Source organism: Tardiphaga sp. 172_B4_N1_3, assembly GCF_052076035.1.
GTDB lineage: Bacteria > Pseudomonadota > Alphaproteobacteria > Rhizobiales > Xanthobacteraceae > Tardiphaga > Tardiphaga robiniae.
In genome coordinates this window covers 3194445-3214861 of the sequence record NZ_CP197238.1, presented here as the reverse complement: position 1 = coordinate 3214861, position 20417 = coordinate 3194445, and the positions used below count along the sequence as shown (strand labels likewise).

20 protein-coding genes are annotated in these 20417 nt (G+C 62.7%); 9 read left to right on the top strand and 11 right to left on the bottom strand.

What is annotated here, in order from left to right:
• Nucleotides 1-3 precede the first annotated feature (3 nt).
• From AB7783_RS15205 to hemP, 6 genes are all read right to left on the bottom strand, one after another.
• On the bottom strand, nucleotides 4-1293 hold the full coding sequence (locus AB7783_RS15205; RefSeq protein ID WP_441278097.1) for an amidohydrolase family protein: 1290 nt from the start codon (nucleotides 1291-1293) through the stop codon (nucleotides 4-6).
• Nucleotides 1294-1407: 114 nt separating this feature from the next.
• Nucleotides 1408-1773: a response regulator gene (locus AB7783_RS15200; RefSeq protein WP_068735283.1), complete on the bottom strand. Its 366-nt coding sequence runs from the start codon at nucleotides 1771-1773 to the stop codon at nucleotides 1408-1410.
• A gap of 144 nt (nucleotides 1774-1917) precedes the next feature.
• Entirely contained in the window at nucleotides 1918-2739 is an 822-nt protein-coding gene (locus AB7783_RS15195; protein WP_441278096.1) for a heme ABC transporter ATP-binding protein, read from the bottom strand.
• A gap of 5 nt (nucleotides 2740-2744) precedes the next feature.
• Nucleotides 2745-3842, bottom strand: a complete 1098-nt coding sequence (locus tag AB7783_RS15190; protein WP_441278095.1) for a FecCD family ABC transporter permease — start codon at nucleotides 3840-3842, stop codon at nucleotides 2745-2747.
• Nucleotide 3843: 1 nt separating this feature from the next.
• Nucleotides 3844-4824 (bottom strand): heme/hemin ABC transporter substrate-binding protein, encoded by a 981-nt coding sequence (locus tag AB7783_RS15185; RefSeq protein ID WP_441278094.1) that lies wholly within the window; start codon nucleotides 4822-4824, stop codon nucleotides 3844-3846.
• On the bottom strand, nucleotides 4821-5015 hold the full coding sequence (hemP, locus tag AB7783_RS15180) for a hemin uptake protein HemP (RefSeq protein WP_068735289.1): 195 nt from the start codon (nucleotides 5013-5015) through the stop codon (nucleotides 4821-4823). The genes AB7783_RS15185 and hemP overlap by 4 nt, the downstream gene beginning before the upstream one ends.
• A 270-nt stretch (nucleotides 5016-5285) precedes the next feature.
• On the opposite strand from hemP, the gene AB7783_RS15175 reads away from it, so the two are divergent.
• The 3 genes from AB7783_RS15175 to hutX all read left to right on the top strand — a co-directional run bounded on the left by AB7783_RS15175 (nucleotide 5286) and on the right by hutX (nucleotide 8643).
• Complete coding sequence (locus AB7783_RS15175) at nucleotides 5286-7652, top strand: TonB-dependent hemoglobin/transferrin/lactoferrin family receptor (RefSeq protein WP_441278093.1); 2367 nt, start codon at nucleotides 5286-5288, stop codon at nucleotides 7650-7652.
• Between the two features lie 98 nt (nucleotides 7653-7750).
• Entirely contained in the window at nucleotides 7751-8089 is a 339-nt protein-coding gene (locus AB7783_RS15170; RefSeq protein WP_089265326.1) for an antibiotic biosynthesis monooxygenase family protein, read from the top strand.
• Nucleotides 8090-8136: 47 nt separating this feature from the next.
• Complete coding sequence (gene hutX / locus AB7783_RS15165; RefSeq protein WP_441278092.1) at nucleotides 8137-8643, top strand: heme utilization cystosolic carrier protein HutX; 507 nt, start codon at nucleotides 8137-8139, stop codon at nucleotides 8641-8643.
• A 5-nt stretch (nucleotides 8644-8648) separates the two neighbouring features.
• Here hutX and AB7783_RS15160 read toward each other — a convergent pair whose 3' ends face one another.
• A complete protein-coding gene (locus AB7783_RS15160; RefSeq protein WP_175368379.1) occupies nucleotides 8649-9554 on the bottom strand; it encodes a LysR family transcriptional regulator in 906 nt (301 codons plus the stop codon).
• A gap of 239 nt (nucleotides 9555-9793) precedes the next feature.
• Here AB7783_RS15160 and AB7783_RS15155 point away from each other — a divergent pair, with 239 nt between their 5' ends.
• The 6 genes from AB7783_RS15155 to cnbZ all read left to right on the top strand — a co-directional run bounded on the left by AB7783_RS15155 (nucleotide 9794) and on the right by cnbZ (nucleotide 15084).
• The gene (locus AB7783_RS15155; RefSeq protein ID WP_246297833.1) at nucleotides 9794-10930 is read left to right on the top strand and encodes an amino acid ABC transporter substrate-binding protein; all 1137 of its coding nucleotides are present in this window, start codon (nucleotides 9794-9796) and stop codon (nucleotides 10928-10930) included.
• A gap of 80 nt (nucleotides 10931-11010) precedes the next feature.
• Complete coding sequence (locus tag AB7783_RS15150; RefSeq protein WP_068735300.1) at nucleotides 11011-11877, top strand: branched-chain amino acid ABC transporter permease; 867 nt, start codon at nucleotides 11011-11013, stop codon at nucleotides 11875-11877.
• Nucleotides 11874-12824 carry a branched-chain amino acid ABC transporter permease gene (locus tag AB7783_RS15145; RefSeq protein WP_441278091.1) on the top strand — a complete coding sequence of 317 codons (951 nt, stop codon included), beginning with the start codon at nucleotides 11874-11876 and terminating at the stop codon, nucleotides 12822-12824. Before AB7783_RS15150 ends, AB7783_RS15145 begins: the two co-directional genes overlap by 4 nt.
• Nucleotides 12817-13578 carry an ABC transporter ATP-binding protein gene (locus AB7783_RS15140; protein ID WP_089265320.1) on the top strand — a complete coding sequence of 254 codons (762 nt, stop codon included), beginning with the start codon at nucleotides 12817-12819 and terminating at the stop codon, nucleotides 13576-13578. Before AB7783_RS15145 ends, AB7783_RS15140 begins: the two co-directional genes overlap by 8 nt.
• 7 nt (nucleotides 13579-13585) lie before the next feature.
• Complete coding sequence (locus AB7783_RS15135; protein ID WP_441279703.1) at nucleotides 13586-14302, top strand: ABC transporter ATP-binding protein; 717 nt, start codon at nucleotides 13586-13588, stop codon at nucleotides 14300-14302.
• 26 nt (nucleotides 14303-14328) lie between these two features.
• Nucleotides 14329-15084: a 2-amino-5-chloromuconate deaminase CnbZ gene (cnbZ, locus tag AB7783_RS15130; protein ID WP_441278090.1), complete on the top strand. Its 756-nt coding sequence runs from the start codon at nucleotides 14329-14331 to the stop codon at nucleotides 15082-15084.
• Nucleotides 15085-15234: 150 nt separating this feature from the next.
• Here cnbZ and glgA read toward each other — a convergent pair whose 3' ends face one another.
• From glgA to AB7783_RS15110, 4 genes are all read right to left on the bottom strand, one after another.
• Nucleotides 15235-16656 (bottom strand): glycogen synthase GlgA, encoded by a 1422-nt coding sequence (glgA, locus tag AB7783_RS15125; protein ID WP_089265318.1) that lies wholly within the window; start codon nucleotides 16654-16656, stop codon nucleotides 15235-15237.
• 198 nt (nucleotides 16657-16854) lie between these two features.
• Nucleotides 16855-18246: an MFS transporter gene (locus AB7783_RS15120; protein WP_441278089.1), complete on the bottom strand. Its 1392-nt coding sequence runs from the start codon at nucleotides 18244-18246 to the stop codon at nucleotides 16855-16857.
• Between the two features lie 183 nt (nucleotides 18247-18429).
• Nucleotides 18430-19836 (bottom strand): MATE family efflux transporter, encoded by a 1407-nt coding sequence (locus AB7783_RS15115; RefSeq protein WP_231079783.1) that lies wholly within the window; start codon nucleotides 19834-19836, stop codon nucleotides 18430-18432.
• On the bottom strand, nucleotides 19833-20336 hold the full coding sequence (locus AB7783_RS15110) for a helix-turn-helix transcriptional regulator (protein WP_175368385.1): 504 nt from the start codon (nucleotides 20334-20336) through the stop codon (nucleotides 19833-19835). Before AB7783_RS15110 ends, AB7783_RS15115 begins: the two co-directional genes overlap by 4 nt.
• Nucleotides 20337-20417 lie beyond the last annotated feature (81 nt).

The window sequence follows — 20417 nt, the reverse complement described above, 5'->3', positions numbered from 1 at the left end:
ATATCAGGTCGGCGGCGCGTAGGCGGCCGGATCGACCGATGTTGGACGGCCATCGAGCGCGAGTCGGCCGATCCGTGCTGGTGTTTCGGCGATCACCTTGCCGCGGCGCACGACCGCGAGCCGTGTCGCCTTCAGCCGGATCGCCTCGATGGGATCGCGCGCCTGTAGCAGCACGAGGTCGCCGTTGCAGCCGACATCGAGGCCGTAGCCATCGAGGCCCATGATCTTTGCCGGATTGGTGGTGACGGTGTCGAAGCAGAAACGCATCGCGTCGCGGCTGGTCATCTGCCCGACATGCAGGCCCATATGCGCGACTTCGAGCATGTCCGCCGAGCCCAGCGAATACCACGGGTCCATGCAGCAGTCCTGGCCGAAGGCCACGTTAATGCCGTAGGGCCGCATCTCTGGCACACGGGTCTGGCCGCGGCGCTTGGGGTAGCTGTCGTGGCGACCCTGCAGCACGATGTTGATCAGCGGGTTGGCGATCGCAGCGACGCCGGCCTCCGCGATCAGCGGCAGCAGCTTCGAGACGTAGTAGTTGTCCATCGAATGCATCGAGGTCAGATGCGAGCCGGCCACGCGACCCTGCAATCCCAGCCGCTGGGTCTCGTAAGCCAGCGTTTCGATGTGGCGCGAGAGCGGATCGTCGCTTTCATCGCAATGCATGTCGACGCGCAGTCCGCGCGTGGCGGCGATCTCGCAGAGTGCTTTCACCGACGCGGCGCCATCGGCCATGGTCCGCTCGAAATGCGGAATGCCGCCGACAATGCTGACGCCCTTGTCGAGGGCACGGGCGAGATTTTGAGCAGCCGTCGGCGAGCGGAAATAGCCGTCCTGCGGGAACGCGACCAGTTCGAGGTCGAGATAGGGCGCGACCTGCTTTTGGACGTCGAGCAGCGCATCAACAGCGAGCAGCCGGTCGTCGCAGATATCCACATGGGTACGCACCGCGAGCAGGCCCTGTGCCACCGCGAGATCGCAATAGCGCAACGCACGCTCGACCAGTGCCTCATAGGTGAGGTGTGGCTTCAACTCGCCCCACAGCGCAATGCCCTCGAGCAGGGTGCCGGACACATTCAGGCGCGGCAGGCCCAGCGATAGCGTTGCATCCATATGGAAGTGGATGTCGACGAATGGCGGCGAGACCAGATGACCGGCGGCATCGATCACACGTCCGGCCTCTCCCGCCAGATTGGGCTGCACCGCGACGATACGGCCCGATTCAATGGCGATATCCTGGCCCGTGCGGCCGTCGGGAAGCGTGGCGTTGCGAATGAGGAGGTCGAACGGCATGAAACCCTTGCTGCTGCAGGTGTGGTCGCCGAATTATCGGCGTTGCGCTGCAGCAATGCAAGACGGTCCCACGCGGGCGGCATCCGCCGGTCCGCGCGGACGATTTGACCTGTATCAGTGAAACGATTGTTGTGCGGCGCGGAGCAGATCGATCGGGCTCCATGGCTTGGCCATGAACAGTGTGCCGTCGGGCAGCCGACGCACGCGAGGCGCACCCGAAGTCACGATCACATGCATATCGGGGAATCGTTGCTTGGCCAGATAAGCGAGCTCGATGCCGTCCATCATGCCCGCGAGTTCCACGTCGGTGAAGACCATCGCAACATTGTCGCCGGATTCCTCCAGCACCAGTACGGCCGCCTCCGCGCTTTCGCATTCGATGACGTTCATCTCGCTCTCTTCGAGCAGCAGGCTGACCAGTGTGCGTTGTGCTTCGTCGTTCTCGACCACCAGCGCTGTCGACCTGTGTGCATAACCCATGGGGGAGCCTCCGTGGTTTGGTTGCGACAGGAGGGCAATGCGTGAGTTCGCCAGGGGTTCAGATAAAAGTGAGTTCCCGTGAGCAACAATGTTACTCATGCATATGCATGCCTGCGCAGGCTGATGCGCTCGGCAGAACTGCAGCTAACCCGCTACGGAAGTTGAAGTCGCAATCTGTTGCATCATCTGCGGCAGCAGATAGGGCGCGCCGTCATCGGTACGTGCAACGACGACATCGATATCGAACACGCGGCGAATGACATCGCTGGTGATTGTTTCCGCAGGCGTTCCTTCGGCTGCAACGGCGCCGCTACGCATCACGATGATGCGGTCAGCAAACCGAACGGCGAGATTGAGATCGTGCAGCACTGCGATCACGGCTGTGCCGTTGCGCGCACGCTGCCGCGAAATTTCGACGAGTTCGATCTGATGGCGCAGATCGAGCGATGATGTGGGCTCGTCGAGCAACAGGATGCCAGGACCATGCACAGCTTCACCGCAGGCGAGCTGTACGAGGATGCGCGCGAAATGCGCGCGCTGTTGCTCGCCGCCTGACAGCGTCGGCAATTCGCGATGACGGAAGTCGCCAAGGCCCACTTCATCGATGGCGGCATCGACCAGCGCTTGCGCTGAAGCCAGCGGCAGGTTGCCCCGCCCCATCTGCACGACTTCCTCGACCGTGAATGGGAAGCTCACACTGACATGTTGCGACAGCATCGCGCGCCGCATCGCCAGTTCGGCGGGCGACCAGGCGTGGAGGTCGCGGCCTTTCAGCGTGATGGCGCCGCGCGACGCACGCAGATCGGCCGAGAGCAGGCGCAGCAGTGTCGACTTGCCGGCGCCGTTGGGGCCGACGATGGCGACCATCTCGCCGCTGGTGATGGCGAGATCGACGTGATTGAGCAGCGTGGCCTGGCCAATGGTTAGCGAGATGCCGGATGCTGTGAGGACGGGTGTATTGGCCATTAACGTCACAGCCCCACCAGCCCGCGCTGGCGCAGCAGGATCAGCAGGAAGATCGGCGCGCCCACGGCGGCGGTCAGGATACCGATGGGCATCTCGGCCGGCGCTACGATGGTGCGGGCCAGCGTATCGGCTCCAACCAGCAGGCTGGCGCCGAGACCGACGGATGCCGGCAGCAGCAGCCGATGACCCGGTCCGATCATCAGCCGCAGTAGGTGCGGCACGACGATGCCGACAAAGCCGATCACGCCGCAGACAGACACTGCCGCGCCGGTCATGACCGACACCAGCACGATGCAGATGCGCTTGAGGCGCTCCACATCGACGCCGGAATGAAAGGCCTCGGACTCGCCGAGGATCAGCACATCGAGGCCGCGGCTGGTGAACAGCATGCCGATCAGGCCCAGCGCCAGCATAGGCGCAATCGTTGCCGCCTTGCTCCAGGTGGCGCCGCTGAGCGAGCCGAGCAGCCAGAAGGTGATGTCGCGCAATTGCCGGTCGTCGGCGATGAAGACCAGCAGCCCGATGCCCGCATTGGCAATCGCGGCGATGGCAATGCCGGCGAGCAGGAACAGCGCGATGGAGGTGCGTCCGCTGCGGCTGGAAATTCGGTAGAGAATGATGGTGGTGAGCAGCGAGCCGATGAAGGCGGCTAATGGCAATAGAAAGGGCTGCAGAAAACTCACATAATGCGCAAAGCGGCTGTCGCTGATGACGATGGCGCCCGCTGCAGCAAACGCCCCGCCGCTGGAGACGCCGACCAGCGCCGGATCGGCGAGGGGATTGCGAAACAGGCCCTGCATGATCGCGCCGGCGGCGCCCAGCATGCCGCCGATCATGGCGGCGATGGCAATGCGCGGAATCCGGATCGACCACAGGATCAGTTGATCGCGCGCGGCAAATTGATTGCCGGGGTCGGCGGCCGCGAGGCCAAGTGCTGCGGGCAGGCGGGACAGTGGGATGCCGGCGGCACCCACGGTGGCGGCAAGCAGCACCGTCAGCAGCAGTGCCACGAGCAGGCCGCACAGTACGATAACGGTGGCAGGGCGACGCACCCGACCGGTCGTTCTGACAAACGCAGTCAGCTTGGCGTCGGCAGCGCTCATCTTATTGGCGGCAGTTGACGGCGAGCGAGACGGGCTTGAACGTTGCAGCCTCGGACGACAGCGCCGGGTCGAGCTTGACGGCGAGGTCGCGTGCGGCGGCGGCCGTGCGCGGACCGAAGCCGAGCAGATAGAGGCCATCCATGGCGACCAGGCTCCTGGTCTTCGCGGCCGGCGTCAGTGCGAATGCCGGGCTGGCAAACACGGTGTCGGCCTGCAGCGTATCCTTGCCGCGCTCCATCGAGAGCACGGTATCCGGCTTGGCTGCGGCGATCGCTTCATCGCTCATGATCTTGTAGCCGTCGAAGCTGTCCGCGACATTCACACCGCCGGCCAGTTTGATGATCTCGTTGGCTGCCGTCTTCTGGCCTGCGACCATGGCGCGGCCATCGAGGAAGGACATCACGAACATCACCCGTGGCGGGGTCTTCACCTTGGCGCGCAATTCACGCAGCGCGGCAAGATCGCCGGCCACGGCATTGGCAAGACATTCGCCGCGTGCCTCGACACCCGCGACCTTGGCGATCAGCCGGATCTTCTCCACCATGCCGGCTTCGGTGAACGTATCCGGCACCATGATGAGTGGGATCTTGGCGGCGTCGATGACGTCGATGGTTTCCTTTGGGCCGGAGCCCGCAATCGCCAGTACCAGTTGCGGATTCAGCCCCAGTACGCCTTCCGCAGAGAGTTGCCGCATGTAACCGACATTGGGTTTGTCGGCCATGGCCTTCGGTGGATACAGGCTGGTCGTATCGACGGCGACGATACGGTCGTCAGCGCCGAGGGCATAAAGGATTTCGGTCACCGCGCCGCCGATTGAGACGATGCGGGTCGGGTGGCCGATGGTGACGTCGCGTCCGCGTGCGTCGCGCACAACGGCGTCTTCCGCCGCGGCCGCGGCTGACAGCGCCAGCGTGCCGGCAAGCACTACACATTGCAGCGCATGTGCGATGCGATGACGTCGAACAGGGAGGCCGGCGGTCATTTGGTGAGGATCAGCTTGTTCTGGAACGTCAGGCGCAGGCGATAAGTCTCGTCGCCATGCGTAATCAGCAACTCACGCTGATCCGCGAACAGCTCCTTGCTGTCCATCCGGTCGCCATTTATGACCACATTGCGTCCGGCTGAGGATTTGGCGTGAGCGGCAGCGCTGCCGTCGTGAGAACCCGTATCCATAGCGCCGATCTATCCCATCCGTAAAAGTCTCTGTCATCGTTATAGGTTTTGTCGCACCTCATCGCCAAGCACTGCAGTCTATAATCAGTATAAACAGGGCGGGGATTGCTTGACCCCCCCGTTAATGAACCGTAATCGAAAATGGCAACTTGGTGGCAGGGGTCCCCGAGTCGCATTCGAGAGCCAGCAAGCTCACTGCCTCGTGCAGCGCCAGCCAGCCACGATCCGTTGAAATTTGTGTTTGGGGATTAGGCTATGGCTCTTGGGGGCATGACTACGCGCGCCTTGTTGTTGGGTGTGTCGATCGTATCAATGGGGGCGTTGGTCTCCGAGACCGCCTTGGCACAGGCCGCCGCGCAGGCAGGCGACGTGCAGCCGCAAAAGCCGAAACCCGCCAAGAAAAAGCGTGCTGCTGCCAAGCCGGCGGCCGTGCCGGCGCAGGTAGCTAACGCCAATGCGCAGGCCAGCCGCAGCGGCCAGTCACTCGATGAAATCACGGTGACGGCTTCGAAGACCCAGGAGCGCGCCATCGATGCGCTGGCGCCCGTCAGCGTCGTGACGCAGGAGCAGATCCAGCTGCAGCAGCCGAGCCGGCTGAGCCAGCTTTTCTACAATGTCCCCGGTGTCTGGATGCAGGATCGTGGCGATGATCCGTCCACGGCGATCAATATCCGCGGTTTGCAGGACTTCGGTCGTGTCGCCGTTGTGGTCGATGGTGCGCGCCAGAACTATCAGCGCTCCGGTCACAATGCGAATGGCTCGTTCTTCCTTGAGCCCGAACTGATCGGCGGCATCGATATCACCCGCGGCCCGACTGCCAATATCTACGGCTCCGGTGCCATCGGCGGCGTCGCCTCGTTCCGTACCAAGGACATCAATGACGTCCTGCGGCCTGGCGAGCGCTGGGGCGTGGATATGAGCGGCTCCTACGGCTCCAACAATGCCCGTGGCATGGGTTCGGTATTCGGCGGCGTGCGTGTCGACCCGACGGTCGACGTGTTTGGCGGCGCGGTTTACAGGACACAAGGCAACTACAAGGACGGCGACGGCACCGAGATTGGCAACACCGGAAATGATATTGCCGCCGGCTTGATGAAGCTGACGGTCCGTCCTGCTGATGGTCACGAGATCAAGTTCGGCGGTATCTTCCAGGACTATCAGTACAGCATCGGTCAGATGAACCGTGGCGGGACTACCACGGCGGCGCCGGCTGCGGCCATCGCCGGCTCGTCCGTCTATGGCTCCACGGCGAAGACCTATACCGGTACGGTGACCTGGAAGTACTCCAAGCCGGATGACATGTTGTTCGACTGGAGCGCCACGCTGTACGGCAACCGAACCGACAACGATCAGGTCAAGACCTACAACAACCGTATCACCGCGGGCTCGGGCACGTGTACGCTTGCTAATCCTGGCAACAATATTTCGGGCTGCGTCGGCGATCGCCGTGGTTATCTGCTCGATACGATCGGTGTGGACGTCAACAACACGTCGCGTTTCGATTTCGGCGGATGGCGCAATGCCGTCACCTACGGTTTCGATGTCTTCAACGACAAGGTCTCGACCTTCGATTCCCGAGGCAACTCCAACATCACCACACCGAGCGGCGACCGGACGGTGGGCGGCGGCTTCATTCAGCTGAAGAACAACTACTCGACCTGGCTCGAAGTCATTAGCGCGTTGCGTTACGATCACTACGAACTGAATTCGTCGGGCACAGGGGTTGCCGGAACAACTTCGTCGAGCGGCGATCGCCTTTCGCCGAAGATCACCGTCGGCGTTACGCCCGTTGCTGGTTTCACGCCTTATGTGAGCTACGCCGAGGGCTATCGCGCGCCGTCGATCACAGAGACACTGATCGCGGGTGGTCACGCCACCGGTGGCGGTCCGACGCTGTTCAACTGTCCTGATGGCACCTCAGGTCTGTTCTGCTTCCGGCCGAACCCGAACCTGCGCGCTGAAGTCGGCAAGAACAAGGAAGTCGGCGTCAATCTGAAGTACAACGGCATCTTCACGGCGGGCGATAGCTTCCGTGCCAAGTTCAACTTCTTCCGCAACGATGTCGACGACTATATCGATCTGGTCGCTTCGACCCCGGTCGCTTCGCCGCTGACCTTCATGGGCTTCCCGATTCCGGGCCTGTTCAGCCAGTTCTACCAGTACCAGAATATCGCCTCGGCAAAGATCGAGGGCTTCGAAGCCGAGACATCGTATGATGCAGGCGACTGGTTCCTGGGTGTCGGCGCCACGCTTCAGCGCGGCAAGAACACCCAGACCAATGTTGGTCTGGCGACGATCCAGCCGCGCAAGGTCACGACCACCGGCGGTGTCCGCTTGCTGGATCGCAAGCTGGTCATCTCGGCTCAGTGGGCCTCAGTCGGTGCCAACACTGATATCCCGGTCGGCTATGTACCATCGACCGCCTATGATCTGGTCAATCTGTACGTGGCCTATCAGCCCACGCCAGATATCACCCTCAACTTCGGCGTCGACAACATCTTGAATCAGTACTATCGCCCCTACGCCATTCCAGGCGCGGGTGCCGATGGCACCACTCAGAACGACGTTCTCTGGACTGCCCCTGGTCCGGGCATCGTTTACAAGGGTGGCATCAAGGTGCATTTCGGCGGCGCATAATCGCCATCTGCATCCACCAGCCTCCAAGGAATCGCGCTCATGTCCGGGCGCGATTTCGGTTATGATAGGTTCTCGACGTCACGAAAGGAAAGACATCCATGTTCATCGCCATGAACCGCTTTCAGGTCAAAACCGGATCCGAAGCCGCTTTCGAGAATATCTGGGCGACCCGCGAATCCTATCTCTCAGAATTGCCGGGCTTCATCGAGTTCAGCCTGCTGAAAGGGCCGGCAGCTGAGGATCACACGCTGTATTCGTCGCATACGGTCTGGGCCAGCAAGGCGGACTTCGAGGGCTGGACCAAGTCCGAGCAGTTCCGCAAGGCGCATGCCCGCGCGGACAACAAGTCGGAAGGCGCCAGCCTCTATCTCGGTCACCCCAAGTTCGAGGGTTTCGAGGTGATCCAGTCCGAGCGCCGCAAGAGCGCTGCGGCCTGATCGCAGGCACTGCGTCTCACACCAATGATCGATCACGGAGCCATCTCATGCTGAACACGGATCTCGCCGCGCTGAAGACCTATATGGCGGAGAATCCCGGTGCCGTGATCGAGACCGTTGCGCGTGAGCGGGGCGTCACGCCGCGTGTCGTGCTGGAAGCGCTGCCCGAAGGGATGGTGACCATCGGCGGCGGCGGCGATGCGTTCGTCACGGCGATGACGGATATCGCCGAATGGGGCGAGGTGACGCTGATCGTGCATACCGAGGACGGCATCTTCGAAACCACCGCACCGCTGTCGCCGGGCGCCATCGGCCACGGCTACTACAATCTGACGCAGCCCAAGGGCCTGCATGGCCATCTGCGTCATGAGCGCTGCGGCGGCGTCGCTTTCGTCGAGCGGCCCTTCATGGGCAAGTCGTCGGCTTTCGTTGCATTCCTCAATGTCGATGGCGGCGTGATGTTCAAGGTCTTCGTGGGCCGCGACGAGACCCGCGCGCTGAAGCAGGATCAGCTTGAGCGGTTCCGCGCGCTGGCTGGAAAGCTCGCTGCTTAAAGCGTCTACCCTTCTTCACTGTCCTTCATCTGCGCCACCAGCATCTCGGCGACCAGTCGCGTTGATGGCGATGCCATGCGCGCGGCCGACTGCACCAGCGTCACCTGTGTTGACTCAAGCCTGCGGTCGCGCGGCGGGATCGCGACCAGTGTGCCGGCGTTGATGGCCGCCGTCGCCGAGACCATCGGCAGGAATGTCGCAAGATCGGTGCGGGCAGCCACGGTCTGGGTGAAGGCCAGCGAGTTGGTCTCGCTGCACATTTCCAGCCGCACACTAGCCTGTGCGCAGGACTTGTCGAGTTCCTGACGAATGCCGAAGGATGGGTCCGGAAGGATCACGCGCAACCCTGCAAGATCCTTCATCGCGTATGAGTTCTGGCCGGCGAGCGGATGCGTGGGCGCGACGATCAGGCAGACCGGTTGCCGCATGCGTCCGAGTTCGATCAGATCGCGTCGCGGCGCACGACCGAAGATCAGGCCGAGATCGACCTCGTTCTGGCTGACCATCTCGACCACATCGCGAGCGCCCACGGCGGTGACAGATAGCGCGATCCCCGGATATTGCTGCGACAGGTCGACGAAAGAGTTGGGCAGGAAGCTCGACAGCATGCCTTCGACGGTGGCGATCTTCACCTGGCCGCGGCGCAGCGATGCGAATTCCTCGACCTGGCTGCGCAGTCCGTCGAGCTGGCTGCGGTTCTCGACTGCATAGCGATAGAGCACGTGGCCGGCATCGGTCAGGTTCATGCCGCGCGCGCCGCGCTCGAACAGCTTGACCGCAAGCTCCTCCTCCAGACCCTGCACCTGCCGGCTAATGGCGGAGGGGGCGATGCGGAGCGCTGCGGCGGCCTGTTTGATCGATCCGGACTCGGTAACCACGCGAAAATAGCGAATGGCGGTGGATTCGATCATGGTCAGTCCCTCGCTGCTGGCTGCCCAGCGCGATGGCAGGACCTGACTAGCGTTCTGATTTTCAGACCTCTCACATCGAAATTCAATGCTTTTATTCGAAATCTAAATTTGACAGAGTTTTGATCAGGTCACGGTCCCGTCATCGATGGAGAATTTGGATGTTTCATCCCCGGCTTGCTGTCTCGGCTTTTTCCGCATCCCTCCTGCTGGCTGCGGCTGGTTTGGGAGCGACCTCCTCAATGGCTTCGGCGCAGGATGTCATCCGCTTCGGCGCGCCGCTGCCGATCACCGGGCCGCTGGCGCCGGAAGCCGTGAAGCAGCAGCAGGGCTATGACCTCTGGGCCGAGCAGGCCAACAAGGCCGGCGGCATCGATGTTGGCGGCAAGAAGTACAAGGTCGAGATTGTCTATTCGGACTATCAGTCCAACACGCCGCGCTCGGTGCAGACCACCGAACAGATGATCACCCAGGACAAGGTGAACTTCATGTTCGGCCCGTTCGGCTCGGGCGCCGCCAAGGCCGCCAGCACGATCGCCGAGAAATACAAGGTGCCGATGCTGGCCGCGACGGCGTCGTCGTCCCAGGTCTATGACCAGAACTACAAATACCTGTTCGGCACCTTCACCCCGAACGACACGCTGACGACGCCGCTGACGCAGCTCGTCAAGGCCAAGGCTGCCGACGTCAAGAAGGTCGCGATTCTTGCACGTAACGATCTGTTTCCGCTGGCCATCGCACAGGAAATGGAAAAGTCCGCCAAGGCCAACGGTCTCGAAGTCGTCTATTTCGAGAAATACGCCATCAACACGCTCGACCACTCGGCAACCCTGTCGCAGATCAAGTCACTGAATCCGCAATGGGTGTTCGTCACCGGCTACACCAACGATCTCTTGCTGATCCGCAAGCAGATGGTCGATCAGCAGATGAAGGCCAATGTCGTGACCATGATCGCCGGTCCGGCCTATCAGGAATTCATCGAATCCGCCGGGCAGAGCGCCGAGAACATCTCCAGCGCGTCGTGGTGGCATCCGGCCGAACAGTACAACGGCAAGGACATTTTCGGCACCACCGCCAACTTCGTGAAGCTGTTCAAGGACAAGTACAAGCTTGAGCCCGACTATGCTCATGCTTCGGCTGCCGTCTGCGGTGCGTTGTTCCAGATGGCCATCGAGAAGGCCGGCTCGCTGGATCGCGACAAGGTGCGTGACGAACTCGCCAAGATGGACGTCGTGACCTTCTGGGGCCCGGTGAAATTCGGCGCCAATGGCCAGATCAACTCGCTCGAACCTCCGGTCTTCCAGATCCAGGCCGGCAAGCCCGTGGTGCTGTTCCCCGATGCGATCAAGCAGGGCGACTTCAAGCTCGGCGTGAACTGAGCATGATCCCGAAAAGTGGATACCGGTTTTCGGACAATGTCATGCTCAAGCAAGTCTGCTAAGACCGGCGGGGAATCCACATGCTGGCCATTCAGGTCCTGATCAATGCACTCGTGCTTGGATGTCTCTATGCCTGTATCGCGATCGGTTTCTCGCTGGTCTGGGGCGTGCTCAACGTCATCAACCTGATCCACGGCTCCTTCATTGTGCTCGGCGCCTATCTGGCCTGGGGGGCCTATAATTCGCTCGGCCTGTCGCCGTGGTATGCGCTGCTGATCGCCGCGCCGGCCTTTTTCGTGTTCGGCTATCTGCTGCAACGGCTGCTGCTCAACCGCGTCATCACCGCGCCGGTGCTGGTGACGCTGACGCTGACCTTCGGGCTCGATCTGATCCTGAACAATGCGATGATCTATTACTTCAAGGCCGACTACCGGAAGCTGATCCTCAATCCGCCCACGGGATCGATCTCGATCTTCGACGTCGTCGTCCCCGTCGACCGTCTGATCGCAACCGCCTCAGCGTTGGCGCTGACATTCCTGCTCTATCTGCTGCTGCGGCGTTCGAAAGTCGGTCGCGCCATCGTTGCGGTCCGGCTCGACCGCGACGCTGCCGTGCTGATGGGCGTCGATGTCAAATCGATCTACGCCATCGCCTTCGGCCTCGGTGCCGCGCTGGCCGGTTGCGCCGGTGTGCTGATGGCGCTGATCTTCCCGATCTCGCCGCTGACCTCATCGGCCTATCTGGGCAAGGCCTTCGTGGTCTGTGTCCTCGGCGGTCTTGGCAGCGTGTCAGGTGCACTGGCAGGTGGCATCTTGCTGGCTTTGGTCGAGGGCGTGGGCTCGGTCTATCTCGGGCCGGCCCATGCGGTGACGCTGTCTTTCGTCCTGCTCATCATCTTCCTTGTCGTCAGGCCGCAGGGCCTGCTCGGCCGAAAGGGTTTTGAATGACCCGGACCAATATCGCGCTTCTCATCCTCATTGCCTGCGTTGCCGCGCTGCCGCTGTTCGGCGACGCCTATGCGCTGCGCTTGGGCACCATGGCCTGCATGTATGCGATCTTCGCGCTGTCATGGAATATCGTCGGTGGCTTCGCCGGCTATCCGTCCTTCGCGACGGCGGCCTTCTTCGGGCTCGGTGCCTACACCACCGGCATTCTCATGAACAAGGGCGTGCCGCTCACCGTGTCGCTGCTTGGTTCGCTTGTGCTGTGTCTGGTGCTGGCTGCGGCGCTCGGCGCCGTGCTGCTCAGGCTGCGTGGCCATTACTTCGCCATCGCCAGCCTGTCGCTGGTCGAGGTGTTTCGCGAACTCGTCAACAACGCCACCGACCTCACCGGCGGCGGCATGGGCCTGAATATCCCGCTGGTGTCTGGCTCCAGTGTCCTCTCCGACGCGACGTTCTTCTTTTACGCGATGTGGGGATTGCTGCTGATCACCGCGATCGTCGTCATCGTGGTGTCGATGTCGAAGCTCGGTTTCGGTCTCAACTGCATCCGGCAGAACGAGACGGCCTCGAACATGGTCGGTCTCAACTCGACGCTCTACAAGGCCGTGGCTTTCGGCCTGTCCGCCTGTTTCGTCGGTGCGGCCGGCGGGCTCTATGCGGCCTGGGTGCATTACATCGATCCGTCCGATGTGTTCGACATCCTCTATTCGGTGAAGCCGATCGTGATGGCGCTGATGGGCGGGCTCGGCTCGCCTCTCGGCGTGGTGTGCGGCGCCTTCGTCTATCTCGGCCTCGAGGAAGTGGTCTGGCGCAATTACATCCAGATCCATTCGGGCGTGCTGGGCGTCCTCATCATCCTGCTGTTGTTGTTCCTGCCGCATGGGCTGATATCCCTCCATGCCGGCAAGATCTGGCGCGGATTGACTGGACGAAAGGCAAAGCATGTCTGAGATCCGTCACGAAATCCTGCATCTCAGCAACGTCTCGCGAAACTTCAGCGGGCTGAAGGCGCTGAGCGATGTCTCGCTGTCGGTTAACAAGGGCGAGGTGGTCGGCCTGATCGGCCCTAACGGCGCCGGCAAGACCACGCTGGTCAACACCATTTGCGGTGTAACGCCGGCTAGCTCGGGCGTTGTGACTTTCGATGGCAAGGACATCACGCGGATCAAGACCTATCAGTCCGCGCGGCTCGGCCTGTCGCGCACCTTCCAGATCGTGCAGCCCTTTGCGGAATTTTCGGCGCTCGACAATGTCGCTGCGGCCGCGTTGTTCTCGCAACCGGGCGAGAGCCTGAAGTCGGCGCGCGAGGCCGCTCGCGCGCATCTCGCATTCGTTGGCCTCGACGCGCAGGCCGACCAGTCCGCGGCGACGCTGACACTGGCCATGCGCAAGCGGCTGGAGCTAGCCAAGGCGCTGGCGATGAAGCCGAAGCTGCTGTTCCTCGACGAGGTCAATGCCGGCCTCAACAGCGCCGAGGTCGAACGCGCTACCAAGCTGATCCATCAGCTCGCCGCCGACGGCATCACCATCGTGATGATCGAACATCTGATGAAGGTCGTGCTCAATGTCTGCACCCGCATCGCGGTGCTGCATAACGGACGGCTGATTGCTGACGGTGCACCGCGCGACATCATCAAGGATCCCGCCGTCGTCGATGCCTATCTGGGCCAGCAATATGCACAACGGAACGCCGCCCGTGGCTGATCATCCGATGCTCGAACTCAATCAGGTCTGCGCCGGCTACGGGGAAATCCAGGTGCTGTGGGGCATCGACATGGCGGTGCGCTCCGGCGAGATCACCGCGCTGATCGGTTCCAATGGCGCCGGCAAGACCACGCTGATGCGCGCACTGTCCGGGCTGATCCCGCTGATATCAGGTAAATATATCTCGGAAGGCGTCGATCTGTCGAAGGCGACAGCTGCACAGATGCTGGCTCATGGCATTGTCCATGTGCCGGAAGGACGCCGGCTGTTCGGCGCCATGAGCATCGAGGACAATCTCCTGATGGGCGCCTATTCGCGCAGTGTCAGCCGCTCCGAGCTCAATCGCGATCTGGATCGCGTTTATACGACCTTCCCGAAACTGCGCGAGCGCCGCAATCAGGCAGCAGCTACGCTCTCCGGCGGCGAACAGCAGATGTGCGCCATCGGCCGCGGGTTGATGAGCTCGCCGCGTCTCTTGATGATCGACGAACTCTCGCTCGGCCTGTCGCCGCTGCTGGTGGAGCAACTGGTCGCCGCGCTCCGGCAGCTCAACAGCGAAGGTATGTCGATCTTGCTGGTCGAGCAGGACGTCACCACGGCGCTCGACCTCTGCCATCACGCCTACATCATGGATATGGGCCGCATCGTGCGCACCGGGCAGGGCGCCGAATTGCTGGCCGATCCCATCATTCGCGACGCCTATCTCGGCGTCCTCGAAGACTGACTTTGATTTCATCGCAAGAGGCAAACATGATCGAGACCGTCGAAGCCCCCAATAGCGGCTACCGTTACATGCCGGGCGTGTTCCAGTATTCCTGCGGCGTCGGCGCGCTGCCCGGCTTCGCGCTGGAGCGCGTGCGCTTCTCCAAAGTCGTTCCGCTGAAGGAAGGCTTCGCCAGGGTTGCCGAGATCATCAAGGCGGCCGGCCGGCCGCTGACCGCTTTTGCGGCCTGCGAGCTGCGCTCGCCGGCACCTTTCACCGAGCAGGGCTTCATCGACTTCAACGAGATCTACATCAAGACCCTCGAAGACTGGGGCGTCATGAAGGATCGCGTGAATCCGATCGCGCGCAGCAATGTGTGTCCGAAGATCGATCCGCCGTCGGAGCCCGGCTTCCACGCCTTTTCGTTCACGACCGTTGCGCCGAATGCGCCGGCGTCCTTCGTCATCGCCGGCAGCGGCGAAGCGGCTGAGGGCAAGGGCGACTATCGCGACAACACGGTGCGCCTTGGCGACATCAGCCCGTCGGGCATGCTGGAAAAAGCCAAGTTCGTGCTCGACGAGATGGAGCGCCGCATGAGCGCATTCTCCGGCACCTGGGATCAGACCACCGGCGCGCAGCTCTACACCGTGCGGGACGTCTATGCGCTGCTCGAAAGCGAGCTCGGTCGCCGCGGCGTGTTCCGCAACGGCCTGACCTGGCACTTCAACCGCCCGCCAGTCGTCGATCTCGAATACGAGATGGATTGCCGCCGCGTGCATGTGGAGCGCGTGGTGGAAGTCTGACGAAGGTCTAGGCCTATCCTTCGTCATTGCGAGCGTAACGAAGCAATCCAGTCTTCCTTGGTAGTAGGTAAAGACTGGATTGCCGCGTCGCTTCGCTCCTCGCAATGACGGATCGATAGACAACGGCGCAGCTCGAGACTCTCGCAGGTATCACACCCCGGCGACGATCGTCTTGCGATACAGCGCGCTGTAGCTGGCGGCAGAAATATTCCAGCTGAACGATTTCGACATGGCGCTGCGGCGCATCGAGTTCAGGCGGTCCTTCGATCCGTAGGTCGCAAACGCCCGCAGGATCCCGCCCAAAAATGACTCGGTGGATGGCTGCGTGAACAGGAAGCCGGTCTCGCCATCGACGATGGTTTCGGCGAGACCGCCGGTCTGGTGGCCGATCGGCAGCGAGCCGAAGCGCTGCGCATACATCTGGCTCAGGCCGCAGGGTTCGAAGCGCGACGGCATCAGCGTGAAGTCGCTGCCGGCGAAAATCCGACGCGCCTCGCGGTCGTTGAAGCCGATGGCGACGCCGATCGCATCCGGACGGCGGCGATGCGCGTCCATCAGCGCATTCTCGAGTTCGGTTTCGCCGCGGCCGGTCACGACGATCTGGCCGCCGGCGGATACGATGGCATCGGCGGCCGACAGTACGAGGTCGACACCCTTCTGATGCACGAGGCGGGCGACCAAACCAAAAATGGGCCCGCGGGAGAGTGCGAGCCCAAATTGTTGACGTACCCCATCGGCATTGGCGCGTTTGGCTTCCCAGTCGCCCGCGCCGAACGGTCTCATGAGCTCCGCGCAGACGCGCGGGTCCCAGCTTTCATCGATGCCGTTCAGAATGCCGGTGAGGCGCGACTCGTTGGAGCGCTTGGTCAGCAGGCCTTCCAGCCCGCAACCGAGTTCCGGCGTGGTGATCTCGCGCGCGTAAGTCTCGCTCACCGTGGTGAGGTGCGATGAGTAGATCAGCCCGCCCTTGAGGAAGGAGAGTTTGTCGTAGAATTCCAGCCCGTCGATATGGAACGACTCCGCCGGTGCACCGATCCGGCGCAGCGAAGACTTCGGAAACAGGCCCTGATAAGCGAGATTGTGGATCGTCAGGATGGTCGGGATCTTCACCCCGCTCCAGGCGAGATAGGCCGGCACCAAGGCCGCCTGCCAGTCATTGGCGTGGACCAGATCGGCCGACCAGTTCTTGTCGAGCTTGCCGGAGGCGAGCAGTGCAGCGGCGGAGGCGAAGCGCGCGAAGCGGATGTCGTTGTCCGGCCAGTCGCGGCCGCAGGCGTCGCCATAGGGATTGCCCGGACGATCGTAGAGCTGCGGGCACAGCAAGATATAGATCGGCAGACCGTCCTTGGTCGCTGCGAGGCCGACCGAGCAAGCCGGCATTTCCGCCAGTGCCGGGCATTCGCCGACGATCTCGATGTCGGGGAACTGCGTGACGACGTCGCGGTACCCGGGAAGGATGATGCGAACGTCGGTCCAGATGCGCAGGGCTCTAGGGAGAGCGGCGGACACGGCTGCAAGGCCGCCCACCCGGATGAAGTCGTCAATCTCTGGAGTGACGAACAGTACCCTCAAGAAATGCCCTCGTGCCCGCCGCGGCTACAAGGATACGAAACTGGTCCAGCGTCTTTGGGTACTTACGGAACCGAAGGGCAATGGAACTCAGTTTTGTTACTTGCGCTGCAAAATATCTGTCTCTGCACTGCAGTATATCACATCACTTAATACGGCATTGCAAAAGAGAAATGTGAGTTCGCTAAATTATCTCTGAAATCAGTGACTGGGTGACGACGGGACGATCAGCCGCAGGAAGCTCATGACGCAGCCGAGCGCGGCAAAGCCGGCGCCGAGCGCCAGCGCCCAGGTCGCGCCGCCATGGCCGAACAGGCCGAAGCAGAAGGCGGCGAGTGCCGCGCCCATGCTCTGCCCGGTGAGCCGGGCGGTGGCCACGATACCGCTGGCGCCGCCGCTGCGGCCGGCCGGCGCGCTCGACATGATCGCCTTCATGTTCGGGGCCTGAAAGAAGCCGAAGCCGGCGCCGCAGATCACCATCCGCCAGACGATATTGGCGACGCTCGGATCGGGCGGCAGGGTGGCCAGCAGCACCATGCCGATGCCGAGCAGGGCCATGCCGATACCGCCAAGAAGCCCGGCGGGATAGTGGTCCGACAACCGGCCGGCGATCGGCGCCATGATGCCGACGACCAGCGGCCAGGGCGTCAGGAAGAAGCCGGTCTCGACTGCCGAACGATGCAGAACTTCTTCGAAATAGAACGGCAGCGACACAAAGGCGAGGCCCTGGACGGAGAAGGAGCAAACCGCCGTGGCCGCCGACAGCGCGAACAATGGGCGGCGAAACAGGTCGATCGGCAGCATCGGTGCAGGGTGATCGGCCTGCCGGCGGAGCAGCAGCCACCCGAACAACAGGCCGGCAACCAGTTCTGCGACGACGATGGATGGCGCCGTGTGATGGGCGGCGCTGTCGATGCCGAGGATCAGCAGGCCGAGGCAGAGCGAGGTCAGCAGGGCACCGAGAAAATCGAAACGATGGGTGGCGCGCGTGGTCTTTGGCAGTGTCTTGAGGCTGATGACAATGGCGGCGAGGCCGAAGGGCAGGTTGATCGCGAACAGCCAGGGCCAGGTTGCAACCGACAGGATGCCCGAGGCGATAGTGGGGCCGAGGGTGAAGGCCGTCGCGACGACGAGGGCGTTATGACCGAGCCCGCGGCCGAAATGGCTTGGGGGATAAACCACACGGACCAGCGCGGCATTGACGCTCATGGCGCCGGCGGCGCCGAGGCCCTGCAGCACCCGCGCGAACAGTAAAGTGTCCAGCGACCACGCGAATGCGCAGGCGACCGACGCGATCGTGAACAGGATCAGTCCGCCGAGATAGATGCGCTGATGGCCGACGATCTCGCCCAGCGCGCCGAACGGCAGCAGCGTGGCGACCATGGCGATCTGGTAGACATTGACGACCCAGATCACGTCCGCTGGCGTGGCATGCAGGTCGCTGGCGATGGAGGGCAACGCGATATTGGCAATGGCGGTATCGAGCGAGGCCATGGCCAGGGCGGTAAAGATGGCAAGCCGCGCCCAACGCTGCTGGCTCGGCGTCAGCCCTTCCGTCGGCTGGGGAGCCTGTGCCACGATACCGTCTGCCATAGCTGGGGATTCCTGGGTGCGGCCGAACTGACCGCCGATCCGCGCTATCTAGGATAGTTCGCTTTGCCCCTACAGGCGTGCAACTGCATGAGGCATATGCACATCTTTATTCCCAGCGGAAAATCCGCTTTCGGCTGATCACATCGCTGTCAGGCGATTACATCGCTGGCGATCACATCGCCGTCAGACCGGCTTGGTCTTGAACCAGGTGCCGGACGCCACCGCCGTGACGATGATGGTGCCGTAGACCACCAAGGCGAATGTCAGGCAGGCAAACAGCCAGGTCAGCGATCCCGTCAGCCGCAGCGCCAGCCAGCCGCCGCCGATCGAGATCAGGAGGCGCAGCACGCCGGCCAGCAGCGGATAGAGCATCTTGCCGGCGCCCTGCGAGGCAAAATACAGCGACAGGCCGAGGCCAAAGAAGCCATAGGCCGGGCCGACGATGCGCAGATAGGCGCTGCCGGTCTCGATCATCTGCGGATCCGACCCGAACAGGCCGAGCCACGCGGCCGGCCAGATCGCCGCCGCCAGGCCGACGGTTTCGGTGATCACGAACACCATGCCGCCGCCGATCAGCGCCGCCCGCAGCGCGCGCTGCTCCTGTCCCGCACCGATATTGGTGCCCACCAGCGCCACCAGCGGTCCGCCAAACCCAAACGCCAATGGCACCATCAGATATTCCAGCCGGACGCCGGTGCCGAAGCCCGCCACGGCGTCGCCGCCGGCGAAGCCGCCGACCAGCGCGGTGGTCAGCAGCACCGTGAAACTCGTCTGCAGCGAAATCACCGCAGCGATGGCGCCGACGCGCAAGATGTCGGCTGAGAGATCCCAGCGCAGCCGCGCCAGTTTGAAATGGACGATGCAGCGGCCGGAGAGAATGTAGCCGGCGAGTACCGCGCCGACGGTGAAGGTGGACAGCACCACAGCCCAGCCGCCGCCGGCAATGCCCAGCGCCGGAATCGGTCCCCAGCCGAAGATCAGCAGCGGCGACAGCGGGATCAGCAGCACGACGCCGATGCAGATCGACAGCGACGGCACCAGCATGTTGCCGGTGCCACGGATGATGCTGGCGAAGCCGTTCATCAACCAGACCAGCACGCTGCCGCCGAACACCACGTTGGAATATTGCATGGCCGCGTCCAGCGCGCCGCCGCTGACGCCCATCGCCGTGTAAATCGCACGGCCCCAGATCAGGAAGATCGCCGAGCCGATCAGGCCGAGCAGGATATTGATAAGGGTCGCGTGCATCACCAGTGCTTCGGCATCGTCGGTGCGCCGCGCGCCGAGCGCACGCGCAATCGCCGAGGAAATACCGCCGCCCATGGCGCCGGCCGACAGCATCTGCATCATCATAAAGCCGGGAAACACCACCGCCATGCCGGTCAGCGCGTCGGAGCCGAGATGCGATACCCACCAGGTCTCGATCAGGCCGGTGGAGGCCTGCGCCAGCATCACCAGCAGATTGGGCCAGGCGAGCTTGACCAGCGTGGAAGCGATCGGCGCCTGCAGCAGCATCCGCGTCCGCGGGTTCATCTCGTGGACGGGCGCGGCCGTAGCGGCGACGATGGCCTGCGGCGTTTCCAGTTTCATGGTGATCCGTCCTTCTGCGGGCGCGGTTTGCTGAGCCGCCGTTGCACGCGTGCGCTGGCGGCAGGGCCGGGCGCATTGGCGTGGGTGGCTTCGGTGATTGGTTTGCCGGTACGGCGGTCGACCAGGATGGGATCGGCGGTCTCGCCGGTCTCCTTGTCGATCAGAACAACGCTTTCACCCTCAGGCGCGAAGTGCCGGTTGCCCCAGCTTTGCAGCGACCACAGCACGGAGCGGAAATCCCGGCCGCGCGGGGTCACGATATATTCGTAGCGCGGTGGCTTTTCGCAATATAGCCGCTTCTCCAGCAGCCCGGCCTCGACCAGGACTGCCAGCCGACGGGTCAGCATGTTCGGCGCGATGTTGAGGTTCTTCTGGAACTGGTCGAACCGCGTCATGCCGTAAATGGCGTCGCGCATGATCAGAATGCTCCACCACTCGCCGACGCGCTCAAGGCTGCGGGCAACCGGGCATTCCAGTTTTTCGAAACTCTTGCGCTCCATGGTGGGAAGATAGGGGAGTAACTATCATCATGCAAGTGACTTGGTGGTGACCCTCCACTGTCATTCCGGGGCGCAGGTCAG